Source organism: Kurthia huakuii LAM0618, from assembly GCF_000505545.1.
Taxonomy (GTDB): domain Bacteria; phylum Bacillota; class Bacilli; order Bacillales_A; family Planococcaceae; genus Kurthia; species Kurthia huakuii.
This window is the reverse complement of the sequence record NZ_AYTB01000018.1, coordinates 13692-31822: the sequence shown is the minus strand read 5'-3', so window position 1 is coordinate 31822 and position 18131 is coordinate 13692. Positions and strand designations below refer to the sequence as shown.

Here is an 18131-nt window from a genome sequence, read left to right as displayed (position 1 = left end):
TTTTCTTTTATTTTAAAAATGACTCCTAGTCAGTCATTACTAGTTGGAGGATTGTTATTCATGAAAAAAGACTGGATATACGTGGCATTGACCAGTCTCTGCGAAATTTTATGGCTTTTAGGATTTTCATTTGCAACGGCTTGGTGGCAATGGGTATTGATTGTCGCATTGATTGTACTGGATTTCCACTTTTTAGCGAAAGCCTGTGAAAACTTACCAACCGGTACCGTGTATGCGATTTTTGCTGGTGTTGGTACGTTTGGTACGGTATTAATTGATTTAGTCATTTTTAATAAACCGTTTGATCTAATGACAAGCGCATTTATGCTTATTTTAGTAGCGGGTATTATTGGTTTAAAATTAAGCGATGGTAAAAAGGAGGAGGCATAATATGGGCTGGCTCTTTGTATTAGTAGCTGCTTCCTGTGAAATTGGTGGTGTCGTTGGTCTACGCTTATATAGCCAATCGAAAAAAATGTGGCAGCTTGCGATGTATATGGGGGGATTTGGCTTATCGTTTTTCTTCCTTTATCAATCGTTTAATTATTTACAGTTAAGTATTGCCTACGTGATTTGGATTGGCATAGGAACCGTTGGAGCAGTAGTCGTCAATATTTTATTTTTTGGTGAAGCAAAAAATAAAATGCGTTTAGTCAGTATGGCGGCGATTATTGTCGGGTTAATTGGTTTAAAGGCGATGGCATAATTCGTTTGTTACCTCTCTAATGTGAAAATTAGAGAGGTTTTTTTATTATTTCTTCGCAAAATATGCCCAACTTGCCATACGACCCTCGACCGCGATATCAATGCCAACTGCAATATTTTAGCGGAAGGATTACGACTTTCGAGCCAACAGACGGGGTTCGCCTACTACAAGTCAGTTCAGCTTCAAGTATGGCATAGTTATATAGACTCTCAATCAAAAGGTTCATTCTTTTTAGAATACGAAATGGTAAACTCTTTAAGGTTTGCATTTTTTATTATGAGGAGAGTTGTAATGAAACGATTTTTAGCAATATTTCTTTTCACTATCATTGGCTGTCTTGTACCTCTACATGCTCAGGCAGAGGATACATTTCAAACGGATTTATTTCGTTACAAAATAGTAGATGGAGAAGTTGAAATTACGAAATACCTTTCAAATTATACAATTGATGTGGTTGTACCAAAAACAATTGATGGGAAACCAGTCACGCGTATTGGAGATTCAGTATTTGAATCAAAAAGTATTAAAAGTGTAACTTTGCCGGAAGGTCTTATATCCATTGGAGCGAAAGCCTTTTATCGTACAACGGATATTGGAGAACTCAAATTACCTTCAACACTTAAAGAAATTGGGGAGATGAGTTTTTCGAGTGCTGGTGTTACCGCAGTAACAATACCGAAAGGCTTAACAACTATTAGCTTTTCAGCGTTTGGTTTTAACCAAATTAAAAGTGTAACAATTCCAAGTACAGTACGAGAAATTGGAAGAGGTGCTTTTGCATACAATGCACTTACAGATATAACGATTGAGCCGGGGGTTACAGTCATTGGTGCAAAAGCATTTGAAGGAACGAAATTAACAACGGTTACAATACCAGATACGGTCGTATCGATTGGCGAGTTAGGATTCGGGAATACGCCATTAACAACCATAAAGCTATCATCAGCGCTTGAAACAATCGAGAAACGAGCATTTTATAAAACAAAGTTGACGAATGTTACGTTCCCGAAAACAATTGAACTAATTGGCGATGAAGCATTTAGTGAAACATTACTCGAAAATATTCACTTTACGCGTTCAGCGAACACAACGATTGGTAAAAAGGCATTCTATAAAACGAAATTGACAGCACTAACATTACCAGAAGGGGTTAAGGAAATTGGCAGTCAAGCTTTTATGAAAGTTTCGAGTTTAACAACCATTTCACTTCCACAATCATTGAAAAAAATTGGTGCAAAAGCCTTTTATGAATTGCCGATTGAAAAGGTAACGCTACCGAAACAGTTAACAGAAATTGGCGACGCTGCTTTTTATAAATCTAATTTAACATCCATCGCGATTCCAGGAACCCTTCAAATAATGGGGGAAAGTGCCTTTGCGAACAATCAATTGAACGATGTGACAATCGGGGAAGGTGTCCCTTTGATTGCAAAGAGCGCATTTAAAAATAATCAAATTAAAACGATAACACTTCCAGATAGTGTAACGATGATTGGTGAATCGGCGTTTGAATATAATACGCTTACGGCGCTGACATTACCGAAGCATGTGACAGCAATCCATGCACGTGCGTTTAAAGATAATTTACTGAGTACACTGATACTTCCAAATACTTTAACGGAACTCGGCGTGTCTGCATTTGAGAACAATGGGATTGAAAGTTTAATATTACCTGCAAGTATGCCCGTCATTCCAGCAGGTGCATTCCAACGCAATAGTATTCGAACATTGATTTTGCCAAGTGATGTGAAAGAAATTGGCAAGGCAGCATTTGAGGAAAACGGATTGAAAGTTGTTACATTACCATCAGCTGTTGAAGCGATTGGTGACGATGCATTCCAAAAAAACGATATCGAACAAATTAATTGGAACACGAAGCTTCAAACAATTGGTGCGAATGCTTTCCGTAAAAATAATCTTACGGCAGTGACACTTCCAGCAAATGTACAAATAATAAAGGAATTTGCTTTTGCGCAAAATTTGATTGATGAATTGGCATTGCCAGTATCATTAACAGCTGTAGCACCAACTATTTTAGGGAATGCTACGACGAATTCAGAAACGGAAAATCACTTTTATCGAAGCATAAAAGAGATTTATACTGATGCAGCGAAAACAAAGCTATGGGATGGACAACAATTAGGTGTGATACTTTATGTGAAGTGGCATCATCTGGCACGTTTTGAGCATTTAACCTACCCTTATATTCCTGTCAATTCAACATTTGATCCCCTAAAAGTAATTCAAGTAGAGGATGAAGAAGATGGCGATATTACAACGCGTACAACTGTATTAGGTACAGTCGATACAACAAAAATTGGCAGTTATACTGTGCATTATCAAGTGACAACAAGTACGGGGTATACATCGGTAAAATCTCGTACGTTTTATGTGACACGAAATGCGAAGCCAGTCATTTCTGGAGAAGCTATACAAACGATACACTTAGGCGATAAGCTATATGTACGTCAAAATATTACAGTAAGTGATGAAGAAGATGGCGATTTGCTACAACAGACAAGAATTTCTATACCGACTATCAAGTCACCTGGCCGATATGAGGTACATTATTCTGTTACAGATTCAAACAATAACACGACAACCTTTACACGCGTAATTTATGTGATTCCATCAAGGGTTCAAGCGTTGGTGGTGACAAGTAACCCAACTTCACTTTATATGAAATGGGCAGATCAAAAAGGCGTTACGGCATACAAGGTAAAACTTTATGATGCAAAAGGAAAGCTGATACGTACAGTAAACACAGCAGAAGCAGATGTTATTCTCGATAAATTACCACCAGGTACAAACTATCGTGTGAAAGTGCTTGCTTATTTAAAACTTCCTGGTAAAACGATGCTAAGTGATTATAGCGAAACGATATCGACAATTACTGCACCTGCAACGTCCAATGTTATGAGTTTAAAAGTAGTAAATCAAACAAGTTTTAAAGCAACGTGGCGCAAAAGTACAACTGCAAGTGGCTACAAATTACAGTATGCAACGAGTAAATCATTTAAAGATGGAAAGACGGTAACGTTGCGTTCATCAAAAACATTAGCGAAAACAATCAATGGGTTAAAAAAAGGTCAAACGTATTATGTGCGTGTGAAACCATATCAAACATTTAACAAGAAAAATATTTTCGGATTATGGTGTACAGCAAAAAAAGTAACTGTAAAATAACGGAAGAGGCTCTGCTTAATTTGCAGAGCCTCTTTTTTTAATGAGATAGTAACAAAAACATAGCGAATTTTTGACCTGAGCTCTTTTTTTGTTCTATAATAGGCAACGAGATTATTAAAAAAAGTAGGTCAGAAATATGATAATAAATATTGTTCTTTTAGTGATTGTCACGCTGATTAATGTCTTTACGCTATTTTGGGATAAATATGTCTATAAGATGAAGGAGCGCCGCCTTGAAGAAGCGAATCAAACGGCGATTGATCATCTAAGTAAAGGTGCAGAAATTCGTGTTGGGAAGCCATTAACCGATGAAGAAAAAGAGGCAATTCGCGAAGAGTTAGAAGAAGCGAAGCGCGAGCCATTTTACAAACGTATTAGTGGTACGAGTAAAGTATTGTTTTTAGTAAATCTATTGCTAGCGATTTCTGTAGGCTATAGTTATTATCAAGCAACGGAGACGGTACAAATTCAGCAGGAGTACGATATGATGGAGTATACACAAAATTATACATCGTATCGCTATTTAGGCAACACACCAATGATTGATAAGAAAACAAAGATTGAAACGGTCAAATTGTACCAAACGAAAATTAACGATGACTTTTATGTGAAAGGCTATAGTGAATATAGCGGTAACTTTTACTTGAAGTTGACTGCGGCTGATCAAGAGGATGCGGCCTTAAAAATGAAGGCTACAACGGAAGTAGTTAGTGCAAGTGGTGTCACTGTATATGAAGGTACATTGTTCATTAACAAAAAAGACAAAGAAATTAGCTTGTTGCCATATGGTTATAAACAAGAAGCAGTTAAGAAGGAAAAATAAAAATAGCCTCTCAGATGAGCATAAGAAAAACCGGAATCGCGCTGTGGCGCGGTTCCGGTTTTTTGTTGCGAACGCTAAAAAAGGAAAATCAATCGCTTCTTCCCATCAAGCCAACTGTGCCATGTATGTGGGCATCAAAAAAGTGAAGCAGCTGTTTCGAGCAAGTAGGAACAAGCACGCACTGTTCGTAGGAATCCCCCACTTCAAGTGAGTTCATCAGAACGGCTAAGTGGGGGTAGTTCAATTAACAGCTGTTAATGGCTGCCCAACAAGTTTATCGAACAACTCGGCTGATGTTTGTCGGTCAAGTTGTACATGTTTTTGTTCGCCTTCAACAAAAATTTCCGCTTTATCCTTTGATGGATTTAACCATACACGATAAGTCGCTGATTTGACGTCGGTTGCCGAATTTGAAAATTGGAATGTATAGTCAGGGGCATGCACTTTGGCGATATTCGCCTCTTGCCAATCAAGGGTGCTTAAAAAATTGCGCGTGTCTGTTGCGCGTGTCTCTGTTGCCAATGTTTTATAATCCTCACTGGCGCTATCGTATTGTTTAATTTCAATGTATTGTTGAATTTCAGGAGCCGCAGATTGGCAGCCCGCTAAAATGAATAAACAGAAACTTGTAAGAACTAAAGGGAATGTTTTTTTCAACGGAATGTCCTCCTTGTAATAATCATGTTCATGTTACGAAATTCTTGCTAGCAAAGCTATATCGATGACGTAACTGCATAAAAAAGAGGAAGCAAAACGATGAAACTGTACAAATAACAGCAAAGAAAAAAGCTGGTCATAGGCGATGACCAGCTTCATAAGGATTAGGAGAGAGGGTAATCTCTCCATTGATTTATTCTAATACTACGCTCTTTTTCTTACAAGCGTACATATTACTAATGTATTTTCGTTCTTTTATCGCATTAATAACAAAAAAATATCATTTTATCTAGGCATAGCTACAATGAAAATGGTGTGTTAAATAATCAAAAGTACGCAATTTTTTGAAAGATATTCTAAATGAGCATTATTGAAAAGTGTATTTGAGCACGAAAAAACGAGGCGAATAGCGGGATAAACGTCAAAAAAAGAGTAAGCCACAGAAAAAATAATTGATTATTTAGATAATTATTTGTGTTTCATAGTATAATATACTTAAAGAACTATATGGGAAGATGCGGTGATAACTAATGACAATCGAAAAAATGAAAATTCTCGTGTCACGAGCCCGTTTTGAAGAAGCGTTAGTTTTAGGTGAAACGTATTTACCAACAGCAACGGAAGAAAAACCCCGTCTTTTACAGCTTTGTCTTGTTTGCGCTCGAAATTTAAGTAATAAAGAGGCAGCAAGTTCCTACTATAAACGTTTTATGAATGAAGTGAAACAACATCGTACAATCGAGGAAGAAGTACTTTATTTACATGTTCAAATTCTTTATTTATTTTATATGAAGCAAGAACAGCAAGCGAATGCGTATTTGAAAAAATTTATTGAACTTTTACCCTCTTTAGTGGACAAAGAAGAGGCGCTTTACACGTATGCAGCGATGATTTATTATAAAATTTTGTATTTCATTGATGAAAAACGTTTTTTGGAAGCGGTTAAATTGTATAACCAAATCGAGAATCATACAATTGAAACGTTGTATAATCAAAATCCTGCACTGTATTTGTATATTCATGCACATCTTGCTGGTGCTTACATGCAATTGGGAAAATGGCGCACAGCGCGTCAATTATTGGAGGAAATTCGAACGGTTAGCGTGATTGATGAAAAACCATACATGTTTGTCATGTCACAGCTCATGCGCCATTTATTAGATTATTTATTAGACGATCAGCCATTGAATGCGTCATTAATTGCCGAATATTATAAAAAGTTACAGCCGATGACTGTTTTCCATCGCCAGTTGTTGCAACGAGATATCAGGAAAATTAATGAAAAAAAACCAAGTCCATTATTGGCAGCTTTTACAAAGCATCCTATTGAAACGCCTATTATGGATTAAGCAAGAGACCTTATGTTAATGTGGAGGGTCTCTTTTTTTGTTGGCAAATCATTACATGGAGTGCGAGTTTTTAATTTTTGACGGAAGCGGAATAAATATACTTGGCATGGTGTGGATTAGCAGAGCTTCTTTACGGATGACAACATCGAGTGATGATGTCACCACAATCGCTAGCAGGAGGTTGGAAAGTAACATCATGTTCAACGTACCGCTTGTAGTAAGCATCTTACTTCTTTTACATATGGTTAGTTTCAGACTTTATTATGCGTTGACTGTTTAATGTTAGCTTTTTCATTGGAAGTCTGTTGAGCAATCGTTATAATGAAACTAATTGTCTGTAGATTGGAGAGAAGGATATGAAAAAGTGGTCAATCGTGTTTCTATTGGCATTTGTAGCGATTCTTGCAGCATGTGGCAATACGAGCGACGAAAACAAAGAAAAAGAAACAGTGAATGCGGGATATGAAAAAGATGTAAAAGAAAATCCTATTGTGACAATCACGATGGAAAATGATGAAAAAATCGTCATCGAGCTTTATCCCAAAGTAGCGCCAAATACGGTAGCAAACTTTATTGCATTAGCAGAAGCGGGCAAATATGATGGGTTAATATTCCATCGTGTCATTCCTGACTTTATGATTCAAGGCGGCGACCCATCAGGAAATGGTACAGGTGGCCCTGGTTATGAAATTGATGGTGAGTTTAGCGACAATCATTTTACAAATGATTTAGCGCATGATCGCGGCGTTGTGTCAATGGCGCGTTCAAACGATCCAGATTCAGCAGGTTCACAATTTTTCATTATGGTAAAGAAAAACGAATCGCTTGATGGTAAATATGCATCATTTGGTAAAGTGACAAGTGGCATGGAAACGGTTGATGCTATTGTGCAAGTACCACGTGATGGTGCAGACAAACCGAATAGTCCTCAAGTAATGAAAAAAGTGGAAGTCGATACGAAAGGTTTTGACTACCCAGCACCAGTTACAAATAATTAAAAAAAGAGTCACGTAGTTGCTTACGTGGCTTTTTTGGTTGAATTATCTGATAATTCGCGCTATAATAAAAGGAACAAATGTTCTAATGGAGGATAAACCAATGGAAAATTGGAAACGGACGATTATTTTATTTTTGACAAGTCAAACAATTTCTTTATTTGGTTCAGCACTCGTGCAATATGCCATTATGTGGTATGTCACGTTAGAAACAAAGTCCGGTATGATTATGACGCTGTATATTTTATTTGGCTTTATTCCAACTTTTATTTTGTCGCCATTCGCTGGGGTTTGGGTAGATCAGTTCAATCGCAAAAAACTGATTGCCCTGTCAGATAGCGTCATCGCTGTGACAACACTTATTTTGGCGATTACATTTATGATGGGCTATCAAGAGATGTGGCTATTGTTTTTAGCAGTCGCTATCCGAGCTTGTGGAGCAGCCATTCAAGTGCCAGCAGTAAGCGCGATTTTACCGCAAATGGTGCCAGAGGATGAGCTTGTGCGCGTTAATGGTATTAATGGGAGCATTCAAGCAGCGACGATGTTAATTGCCCCTATTGCCAGTGCATCGTTGTTAACTTTTGCAAATTTGCAAAGTATTTTCTTCATCGATGTTGTGACGGCCGCGATAGGGGTTGGGACGTTGTTAGCATTTATTCATGTTAAAACCCATGAGAAAGCGACACAGGAAAAATTACGCTATATCGATGATTTGAAGCAAGGGTTTCATTATATTAGCAATCAAAAATATTTAAAGCCCTTCTTTTTATTTTTTGCGATTATCTTTTTCCTCGTTGCACCAATCGCTTTTTTAACGCCGCTTCAAACTGTACGTTCTTTCGGTGATGAAGTATGGCGCCTGACAGCAATTGAATTAGCCTTTATGGGTGGCATGGTGCTTGGTGGCGGTTTAATTGCGCTCTGGGCAGGTTTTCGTAATCGTATTAAAACAATGCTTGGAGCCTGTTTCATTATTGCGCTTGGGACAGTTGCGCTTGGATTAGTGCCGAACTTTGTGCTCTATCTCGTATTTATGTCTATCAGTGGCTTAGTCATGCCTTATTTCAACACCCCATCAATGACGATGCTACAAGAGCGTGTGGATCCGAATTATTTAGGGCGTGTCTTTGGTATTTTTAGTATGATTTCATCGTCCATGATGCCAATTGGGATGCTTGTTTTTGGTCCAATCGCCGATATTGTAAAAATCGAATGGCTTTTAATTCTTACAGGGACGCTGATGTTCATACTAGGTATGATTTTCATTCGTAATAAGGCTTTTATCGAGGCAGGAGAGCCAATTAAAAAAAATGATGTTGTTGAAGAAAAGGGATAGAGGCATGGCTTTAAAAATTATTCGAGAAAGTTGTTTTACTATTGCAGCTATTTTTGCAGGGATATGGTTTTTTACCGAACAAGTTATGCTCCGACAATTGATGATGATTTTTTAACTATTAACTGTATTAATAGTCACTTTTCAGCTTTGGTTAAAACAGCAGTATATTATTAGTATGCTGTTTGGTTGTATTGTGATACTGTCTGTAATCATAATGGTAATAATTGAAAATATTTCTAGTTTTCATTATGCTTAACGTAATTGAGCAAAGGGGCGAAAATCTTGATATTACTCATTGTACGTGTTGTTTTAGCGCTTATTATTGCAAGCTTTGCGGTGTACGGCCTCATTACGGAAGATTTTAGCTATCAAGCTTATATGATCTTTTTCTTAGGGTTGTTAATGCTTGTAATAGCTATTGAAGCCTTTAAAAAAGGACAGAAAGTAGCGGGGAGTTTCGCTTTTGCAGTGTTTATTTTTATTGTAGTGGCGCTACTCACATAATAGTAAAAGGAGGTCCAAAACAATGGACCTCCTTTTTAATACCCTAAGTCACTGCGCAAAATCGCGTAAAGTTTCACATCATGATAACGACCTTTCACAAATTTTCCACGCCGCTGTGTACCCTCATAAAACAGTCCTGCTTTCTGAAGAACGCGCTCAGAACTAATATTCTCAGAAAAATAGCTTGCTTGGATACGCTCTAGTTTTAATTCTGAAAAACCATAGCGAATGAGCGCCTGCGTTGCCTCGCTCGCATAGTCATTTTTCCAATAAGATTTTGCAATGACACAGCTCATCTCCGCAATTTTTTCATCGCGTCGATATTCACTAAACTCAATAATGCCAACTAATCTGTCATTTTCCTTGACCATAATGCCCCAGATAAGACTCCCGTGCTCATATTTTTTAAGTAATTCGTTTAAAAATGCCTCTGTCTCATTTAACGATTGATGCGTATCCCACACTAAAAACGTCGTTACGTCATCATCTGTCGCAAATTGTTGGATCCCTTTAAAGTCTGCTGCTGTAACTTGGCGCAACCTGAGTCGAGGTGTTTCTAATGTTGGTAGCATTGTCATTACCTCATAATTGTGCTTTCTATTCTATTCCCATATGAGGTGAAAATAGTCTTTTAATTATAAATTGGTGCTGCAATGCGGGCGTTGGCAGTTGTTTAAGTTAGGCTCATTGGCTGGCACAAATATGCTGTTACAAAAGAACATTGTACTTGAAATGGGCGGGTATGATGAATTTGCACTCGCTGAAGATGCCGAGCTAACGATTCGCTTGACGACAGCGGGCTATGTTATTCCTGTTGTTGCAGAAGCGCGTACATGGGAGCAGGAGCCAGAAAATTTGAAGACATTTATTAAACAGCGTACACGTTGGCTCATTGGGAATATTTACTTGCTTGAAAAATTAGTGACGTCATGGTCATTTTGGAAGAAGAAAGCATTTCATTTATCGCTACAGCATATTTTAGTATATTTATTATTTGTCGTGTTATTGTTATTTTCACATATTTTTCTGATAGGTAGTTTTTTTGACTGGTTTGAGCCAAAATATACAGCGCCTGTGTTGTTTATTTGGTTTATGAGCTATGTTGTATATACCGCACAGCTATTTAGTGCCATTGTCGTCGATGGGAAAATTACACCAATTAAAATAGTTGTTGGCATGGTCATGTATTTTACGTATGCACAACTATTTTTAGTATTGTTGACACGAAGTCTAGTCATTTATTTTTGGAAACGTTTTGTAAAACGTGAAGCAATTAATTGGGATAAAACGAATCGCTTCAAAAAGAATCTACAACACGCAAAGGGGTAAATAGATGAAAAAAGCATGGTTGCTCGTTATTATGGTGCCTCTTTTCTTAAGCAGTTGTACATCGAAAGTTGATGAAAGGACTTGGACAAAACAACAGTTTATCGATATTGTGGAGCAGCATTATATAAATGATAAAACGGGCACGATCCGCACGTATGGAACAACAGATAATGAGGAATATTTGTTAGAATCTATGGGACTTTATTATGCGTGGCTTGTAAAAGTAGGCGAACAACAAAAAGCACAAAAGATAGAGCAAGCGATTTTTTCACAATTTGCGCATCAGAAGCAGCAACAATTATTTTTGAGCTGGCGCATAGAAAATACTGAAAAAGCAACCTCAACATCATGGATTGATGACCGGCGAATAATTGAACAACTGCCTACTACATCGACTGAAAAACAGCGATTACTAGCAACGATTGAACAGACACAAATGGTGGGAAATCTCGTGATGGATTTTTACGATTGGCAGCAAAAAAAAGCTAGTAAACGGGTCGTACTTAGCTATGGTGGCGATATGCCAGCATTAAAGCAAGTGTATAGCAAAGCAGTTAAACAAGGCGCGCCATTTTTCCCCGAGTATTATATGGTCAAGACGAAGAAATTTACAACGCTAAATAAGGTTCATATGGTCGATCAATTGTTGATTGCGATGAATAGCGAACAAGCTGGCGAATCAACGCATCAATTTTGGCAGTGGTTGGAGCAAGAATGGCAAACGCAAGATAAGTTATCGGGCAACTATAATCGCCAATCAAAAAAAGGGGATGGCGTTCAGTCTGCGGCGGTGTATGCGTTAGCTAGTCAATATGCGACGATGAAAAAGAATGATGCTCTTGCGAATGCATTAAAACAACGTGGACAAGCACTTTTAGCAACGAATGACTATAAAAAAATTCACTTTTTTGATTTGATTTGGTATGCACCAGAAACAAAAAAATGAGGTTGGGATCATTCCCAACCTCATTTTTTATGTCTATTATGACATTGTTTGATTTGCTAATTGTTGCTCTTTTGTTGCGACTGTATCGGCTAAGTTTTTCGCATGGTCGCCGATGCGCTCTAGATTGTTAATAATATCGGCAAACACGATTCCCGCCGTAGGAGAGCAAAGCCCTTCATTTAGACGGCGAATATGGCGTTTACGCAATGTGCGCTCCATATTATCGATACGCTCTTCATCATCATAAACCGTTTGAATGAGCGCGGCATCTTGTGTATCGAGTGCTTGTAAAGCATTTTTAACCGATTGCATTGTTAATTTATACATCGTCACAAGCTCTTCGTACGCTTCATCACTTAACCATACTTTGTTATTATCTTTAAATTGAAGCAGTTCGACAATATTTTCGACATGGTCACCGATACGTTCGATGTCGCGAATATTTTCAAATAAATTATGTTGTAAATCGGAGTCATTACCTGATAGAGATTGTTTCGACAATTCTACTAAATAGGCCGTTGTTTTGCGGTCTAGATTATTGATTGCCATTTCGAGCTGTTCTACATTTTGAATGGCTTTCATATCTTTATTGTCTAATACGCGTAAAGCTTCTGTTAAACTTTGTACGCTATAATCACCCATGCGTAACACTTCTTTTTTCGCTTGACCAAGTGCGACAGAGGGAGACTGTGTTAAAAGATTTTCATCTAAGAATTTTGGTTTATGTTCAATTGCTGTGTCTTCACCCGGAATGAGTTTTGTCACAATCCATGCAAGTAACCCGATAAATGGTAATTGGATTAATGTATTTAAAATATTGAACGTTCCGTGTGCAAACGCAATTTGCATTTTGTTTTCTAAGTCTAGTACACCTGAAATCCATTCAACATACATCGTAAATGGCGTTAATAAAATCAGGAAGATAATTGACCCAATTAAGTTAAATAGTACGTGAGTAGCAGCAGCACGACGCGCGGCAACACTTGCACCTAATGCAGCTAAAACAGCTGTGATGGTCGTCCCGATATTGTCACCAAATAAAACAGGAAGTGCGCCATGAAGCGGAATTAAGTTTTCTGCATAAAGACCTTGTAAAATACCTACTGTAGCAGAAGATGATTGTACGATTAATGTGAAAATCGTACCAACAACAACACCTAGAATTGGTAAGTCAGACATTTGTACCGTTAAATCAATAAATGGTTGGAAGTCGCGTAATGGTTTCATCCCATTACTCATCATTTCAAGACCGATGAATAAACCGGCGAAGCCAAAGATAACTTGTCCCACATTTTGAATCGATGTCTTTTTGAAGAAGAATAATAATACGGCACCTACCGCCATAATTGGGTAAGCATATTCCCCAACATCAATCCCGATAATAAAGGCAGTTACGGTTGTTCCGATGTTAGCACCCATAATAACGCCGATTGCTTGGCGTAACGTCATAAAGCCGGCGCTAACTAGACCTACTGTAATAACGGTTGTTCCAGAACTAGATTGAATTAATACCGTTACGAGCATACCAACAAGTACACCCATAAACGGGTTTGTCGTAAAGCGATCGAGAATGTCGCGTAAACGATCTCCAGCAGCTTTTTGTAATCCATCACCCATAAATTTAATGGCGAATAGGAATAAGCCGAGCCCGCCTAAAAATTGAAAAATCATCTCTTGTACATTAATATCCATGAATTAATTCCCCTCATTACTTATTTCATGTCTATCATGCCAATAAGTCAGCCGGATGTAAATGCTATTTACATTCTCTTTACATAACCCAAATATCCCGGTAATATGACCGTTATAATTTCGACAAAATTCATTGTTTTCTTTCATAAAAGTAAATTTTTGTTAATGATTTCAGTCCATTATTAATCACGTATCAACATGAATTAAATATTATGTTAATTATTGTAAATTCATTTTATGTTGTTGAGAGGACAAATTGTACAATGTGTTTTAGCAGCTGTTTGATAATAACGACAGCATGTTTTTCGTATTGGTGAAAAATTTTCAATGTGCATTAAGGCGGTCAACGGGTTATTTGGAAACCCTGCGCTACACAATGCCGAAAATCGAAGTAGCAGCTACGCAAATCACAGCTGCACTTGGCACGTATTGTTGGGAGCGCGGCTGCGTAGATAAAATTGACTCTGCATCAACATTACTAAAGGGGATTGCGCCAACTGATGTTGAACCAGGAGCAACGATTACGGTAAAATTTACAACGCGACTGGGACCAATGAAAATAACGATGTCCAGATGGTTAGCTGAAAATAATTATAAAAATGTCATGTTTAAAAACAATCAACTGATAGCCCCAACAAAAGCGGGGACGTATTTTTATATTATTTGGACCACATGGCAAGAAGGGGATGCCGCGTATTCATTTGCAATTCGTGTAAAATAATAAAATTTAGCAGAAAAATCCAATCTTGACTTTCAAAATTAAACGGTGTAACATGTATCGAGTAGACCAATCGTTATAATTTTTAGGAGGCCCATTTTATGAAAAATAATACGACGCGCGATCATTTGTTAGAGGTTGCGACGAAACTTTTTCATTCACAAGGTTATCACGCAACAGGGCTCAATCAGATTTTGAAAGAATCTGGGACGCCGAAAGGGTCACTCTATCATTATTTTCCAGATGGTAAGGACCAGCTTGTCAAAGAGGTTGTGCAATCTTCATCAAATCGATTAGTTGAAGATATTAAAGCTTATTTGGACTCGCATCCGAATCCAGTAGTAGCGATTCAAAATTATTTAGATAAAATGAGTGAACGCTTTGAACAGCTTGATACACCTGATGCACTCGATATGCCGCCATTTTCGTTAATTTCATTAGAATCAGCATTTGCGAATGAAGAAATTCGCCTTGTATGTCAAGAAAATTACGAGCAAGTGGAGCAGCTTTATTATCATAAGATTGTTAATTCAGGGATTGCTCAACTACAAGCACATGCCTTAGCAGTATCGATTTGTGCTGCGATTGAAGGAGTATTGATGCTATCGATTACAAAAAAATCGAATGAGCCGATTAATATGTTACGAAAAACAATTCCAGGATTCTTTGCATAAGAACCTCGTAATTGTTTTTTAATTAAATATATATAGACTAGTCTAATTTTTTGCAAATAAATTATATAGACTGGTCTAGAAAAGGGAGTTCGTATGAGTACAAAAGAACAACAAAGAAATCCAAAACCGATGATTGCGTTATTAATGATTGCCGCATTTATCGGTTTATTTGGAGAAACAGCGATGAACATGGCAATGACCAATGTCATGAATGATTTCCACGTCAACGCTGGTACAGCACAATGGTTAACAACAGGTTATTTATTAGTATTAGGGATTTTAGTACCCATTTCAGCATTAATTATTCAATGGATTTCAACGCGCAGTATTATTATCGCGTCATTTATTTTCTCGATTGTCGGCTCGGCTGTTGGCGCCATAGCACCAACATTTGCCATGTTACTATTTGCACGCGTAATACAAGCTGTCGGGACCGGTCTTATATTACCGCTTCTAATTAATGTTATTTTAATTGTAGTCCCAATCACTAAACGCGGAGCTACGATGGGTTTAATGGGTATGGTCATCACACTAGCACCAGCGATTGGCCCAACACTCGCTGGTTTTATTGTGGATGTTTCAAGCTGGCATTATATTTTCTGGGTAAGCGTTGTATTATACATGATTTTAATTGCTACATTACTGCCAAAAGTATTCAATGTCACAACATTAACAAAACCGAAAATCGACTATGTTTCGATTCTTTTATCAACAGTCGCATTTGGCGGTATTATTTACGGCTTAAGTACATTTTCGGAAGGATCCGTCGTTTCAACAACGATTTTAGTTGTCGGAATGATTGCCTTGCTATTATTTGTATGGCGCCAATTTACAAGCGACGAGCCAATGATTGATTTGCACGTATTTAAATATCGTAATTTCACAATTGGCTCATTATTACTGTTTATTGCCTTTGCGTTAATTTTAGCAATGGCGATTTTAATGCCACTGTATTTAAAGGGCAGTTTGTTATTAACTGCAACGAGCGCTGGTTTAGCGATGCTCGTTGGGAATTTGATTAACGCGATTTTAGCACCAGTCGTTGGGAATACATTTGACCGCGTAGGTGCAAAAATTTATTTGACAGCTGGCTATTTGTTCTTCGTTGTTGCAGCGGTGCTATTATTTGTCGTTGTTAGCGCTTCAACACCACTTTGGATTGTTATCGTTGCATATATGATTTTCTTTATAGGGGCTTCAATGATTATTATGCCAGCTCAAACGAATTCGCTAAATGAATTACCAAAAAAATTGTATTCGCACGGCTCAGCAGTATTGAATACATTCCAACAAATTGCAGGCGCTGCAGGGACGGCCATTTCGATTACATTGATGACAACAGGGCAAGTAAGTTATGCGGCGGCGCATCCGAAAGCAGGCGTCGAAACATTGATTGCCGCTGGGACAGAGCATGCTTTCTTCTTTATCGTGATGTTAGCAGTCATTGGCTTCGTGTTATCACTCTTTGTTAGTCGTCCAAAAATGACTTCATAATCTAAAAGCAGAGGTTGCTACTTCTGCTTTTTTTTTGAGAAATTCTTTACTTTCTGAACATAAATGCGTATGATGAAAAAGTTATTTATTTAACTAGGTAAATAAATTAGAAGGAGTCTGTTATGAATCCATTAGTTTTACAATTGTTTCAAACAAACCGCTCAATTAGTCAGCAATTAAATGAGGTGTTAAAGCCATTTGAATTATTCCATTCACAATGGACCATTTTATATTTATTACAGCGCCAAGGTGCAATGACACTCACTGATATTTGGCAACAACTTCATGTCGAGGCACCGACTGTGACACGTACCGTCAATCGCCTTGAAGTACTTGGCTGGGTTGAGCGCCGGCAAGGAGCCGACCAGCGCGCAAAAATTATTGCACTAACGGCATGGGCAGATGAAAAACTACCTGCTGTTGCAGCAGCGGTCAAACAATATGAAATGCGTATTAGTCAACATCTGTGTGCAGACGAACAACAGCAACTTCTTCATTTATTACAAAAAATGAAAGGCTGAGATGATGGAAAACGACAATCAAATTTTTACGAAACGCTTTATTAGTTTATTTTTTACAAACTTATCTATTTTCTTAGTGTTTTATAGTTTAATTACGACGTTGCCACTGTATGCGAGTGGGATATTAGACAGAACGGATGATGAAGCGGGTCTTCTTGTGACGGCATTTTTAGTATCGGCGATTTTAATGCGCCCATTCAGTGGAAAATTATTAGATTTATACGGCAAAAAACGCTTACTACTCATTAGTTTGCTTATTTATTTAGCTTGCACGATTTTATACGTCGTTTTTAAAGAATTTACGGTGCTGCTAGGCTTGCGCTTTTTCCAAGGGATTTGGTTTAGCATTGCAACGACAGCGGCCGGAGCATTAGCGGCTGACATTATCCCTAACAAACGCAAAGGGACAGGGCTAGGCTACTTTACAATGTCTACTAATTTAGCGATTGTAATTGGTCCATTTATCGGGCTGCTCGTCATTCAATATGCGAGTTTTGATGCGTTATTTCTCGTATTGGCCGTAGTTGTAGCTATTGGTTCGGTGCTTGCGCTGACGTTAAATACGCGCGACCTTGTACAACCGAAACAACAGCAAAAATTCCGTTTAACGTTTAACGATTTATTTGAGAAAAAGGCTTTGCCATTAGCTATCGTTGCCTCGGTCATTGCCTTTGCTTATTCAAGTATTTTATCGTTTTTATCATTGTATGCAGAACAGCAAGATTTACTAGGTGCCGCTAGCTACTTTTATGCGGTGCTTGCCGTGGCGATGATCGGGGTTCGCCCATTTACAGGACGCATTTACGATACATATGGTGCAAAATATGTTATTATTCCATCATTTATGTTATTTGCGATTGGACTTGTGTTATTAGGAAATGCCGATAATCCGGCACTGTTACTAACATCGGCGATTTTCCTCGGTATGGGGTACGGCACATTAACAACGAGTTTTCAATCGTTATGTGTGCAAGCAACTGCACCCGAACGTACAAGTTACGCGACAGCAACATACTTTACATTGTTTGACTTAGGCATTGCGGTAGGGTCATATGTGCTTGGGATTGTAGCGGTTTCAATTGGTTACAGTGCGATTTATATGGTTTCAGCCGCATTAATGCTCGGTATGTTATTGATCTATAGTTTAATTTTTGCACGTTCCGCTAAAAATTAAACGTAAAAAAGCAGAGATTCTACT

Annotated in this window: 18 protein-coding genes; 15 read left to right on the top strand and 3 right to left on the bottom strand. The window is 37.9% G+C overall.

Translation table 11 applies throughout. The features are described from left to right. Nucleotides 1-60: 60 nt before the first annotated feature. The 4 genes from V514_RS0116455 (at nt 61) to V514_RS0116440 (ending at nt 4715) form a co-directional block, all read left to right on the top strand. Entirely contained in the window at nt 61-390 is a 330-nt protein-coding gene (locus V514_RS0116455) for a DMT family transporter (RefSeq protein WP_029500956.1), read from the top strand. A gap of 1 nt (nt 391) precedes the next feature. Beyond that, the gene (locus V514_RS0116450) at nt 392-706 is read left to right on the top strand and encodes a DMT family transporter (RefSeq protein ID WP_029500955.1); all 315 of its coding nucleotides are present in this window, start codon (nt 392-394) and stop codon (nt 704-706) included. Nucleotides 707-997: 291 nt separating this feature from the next. Further along, nucleotides 998-3892, top strand: a complete 2895-nt coding sequence (locus tag V514_RS0116445) for a leucine-rich repeat protein (protein ID WP_029500954.1) — start codon at nt 998-1000, stop codon at nt 3890-3892. A 136-nt stretch (nt 3893-4028) separates the two neighbouring features. Further along, entirely contained in the window at nt 4029-4715 is a 687-nt protein-coding gene (locus V514_RS0116440; protein WP_029500953.1) for a hypothetical protein, read from the top strand. Nucleotides 4716-4955: 240 nt separating this feature from the next. On the opposite strand, the gene V514_RS0116435 is transcribed toward V514_RS0116440, so the two are convergent. Further along, nucleotides 4956-5372 carry a hypothetical protein gene (locus V514_RS0116435; protein WP_029500952.1) on the bottom strand — a complete coding sequence of 139 codons (417 nt, stop codon included), beginning with the start codon at nt 5370-5372 and terminating at the stop codon, nt 4956-4958. Nucleotides 5373-5902: 530 nt separating this feature from the next. Between V514_RS0116435 and V514_RS0116430 the strand changes: the two genes are divergently transcribed. From V514_RS0116430 to V514_RS0116410, 4 genes are all read left to right on the top strand, one after another. Then, a complete protein-coding gene (locus tag V514_RS0116430; RefSeq protein ID WP_029500951.1) occupies nt 5903-6721 on the top strand; it encodes a tetratricopeptide repeat protein in 819 nt (272 codons plus the stop codon). 356 nt (nt 6722-7077) lie between these two features. Further along, nucleotides 7078-7719, top strand: coding sequence for a peptidylprolyl isomerase (locus tag V514_RS0116425; RefSeq protein ID WP_029500950.1), 642 nt, complete (start codon nt 7078-7080; stop codon nt 7717-7719). A 100-nt stretch (nt 7720-7819) separates the two neighbouring features. Then, nucleotides 7820-9055, top strand: coding sequence for an MFS transporter (locus V514_RS0116420; protein WP_081715083.1), 1236 nt, complete (start codon nt 7820-7822; stop codon nt 9053-9055). Nucleotides 9056-9337: 282 nt separating this feature from the next. Continuing rightward, nucleotides 9338-9559, top strand: coding sequence for a DUF3953 domain-containing protein (locus tag V514_RS0116410; RefSeq protein ID WP_051392497.1), 222 nt, complete (start codon nt 9338-9340; stop codon nt 9557-9559). 35 nt (nt 9560-9594) lie between these two features. On the opposite strand, the gene V514_RS0116405 is transcribed toward V514_RS0116410, so the two are convergent. Then, complete coding sequence (locus V514_RS0116405; RefSeq protein WP_029500947.1) at nt 9595-10131, bottom strand: GNAT family N-acetyltransferase; 537 nt, start codon at nt 10129-10131, stop codon at nt 9595-9597. Nucleotides 10132-10228: 97 nt separating this feature from the next. Between V514_RS0116405 and V514_RS0116400 the strand changes: the two genes are divergently transcribed. Further along, nucleotides 10229-10888 (top strand): glycosyltransferase, encoded by a 660-nt coding sequence (locus V514_RS0116400; protein WP_051392496.1) that lies wholly within the window; start codon nt 10229-10231, stop codon nt 10886-10888. A 4-nt stretch (nt 10889-10892) separates the two neighbouring features. Then, nucleotides 10893-11834: a hypothetical protein gene (locus V514_RS0116395; protein ID WP_029500945.1), complete on the top strand. Its 942-nt coding sequence runs from the start codon at nt 10893-10895 to the stop codon at nt 11832-11834. A gap of 36 nt (nt 11835-11870) precedes the next feature. Here V514_RS0116395 and V514_RS0116390 read toward each other — a convergent pair whose 3' ends face one another. Next, nucleotides 11871-13526: a Na/Pi cotransporter family protein gene (locus V514_RS0116390; RefSeq protein WP_029500944.1), complete on the bottom strand. Its 1656-nt coding sequence runs from the start codon at nt 13524-13526 to the stop codon at nt 11871-11873. Between the two features lie 376 nt (nt 13527-13902). Between V514_RS0116390 and V514_RS0116385 the strand changes: the two genes are divergently transcribed. The 5 genes from V514_RS0116385 to V514_RS0116365 all read left to right on the top strand — a co-directional run bounded on the left by V514_RS0116385 (nt 13903) and on the right by V514_RS0116365 (nt 18107). Then, the gene (locus V514_RS0116385) at nt 13903-14247 is read left to right on the top strand and encodes a hypothetical protein (protein ID WP_029500943.1); all 345 of its coding nucleotides are present in this window, start codon (nt 13903-13905) and stop codon (nt 14245-14247) included. 98 nt (nt 14248-14345) lie between these two features. Then, nucleotides 14346-14918: a TetR/AcrR family transcriptional regulator gene (locus V514_RS0116380; RefSeq protein WP_029500942.1), complete on the top strand. Its 573-nt coding sequence runs from the start codon at nt 14346-14348 to the stop codon at nt 14916-14918. Nucleotides 14919-15011: 93 nt separating this feature from the next. Continuing rightward, entirely contained in the window at nt 15012-16412 is a 1401-nt protein-coding gene (locus V514_RS0116375) for a DHA2 family efflux MFS transporter permease subunit (RefSeq protein ID WP_029500941.1), read from the top strand. 122 nt (nt 16413-16534) lie between these two features. Continuing rightward, entirely contained in the window at nt 16535-16933 is a 399-nt protein-coding gene (locus tag V514_RS0116370) for a MarR family winged helix-turn-helix transcriptional regulator (RefSeq protein WP_029500940.1), read from the top strand. A gap of 1 nt (nt 16934) precedes the next feature. Continuing rightward, the gene (locus V514_RS0116365; RefSeq protein WP_327059475.1) at nt 16935-18107 is read left to right on the top strand and encodes an MFS transporter; all 1173 of its coding nucleotides are present in this window, start codon (nt 16935-16937) and stop codon (nt 18105-18107) included. Nucleotides 18108-18131 lie beyond the last annotated feature (24 nt).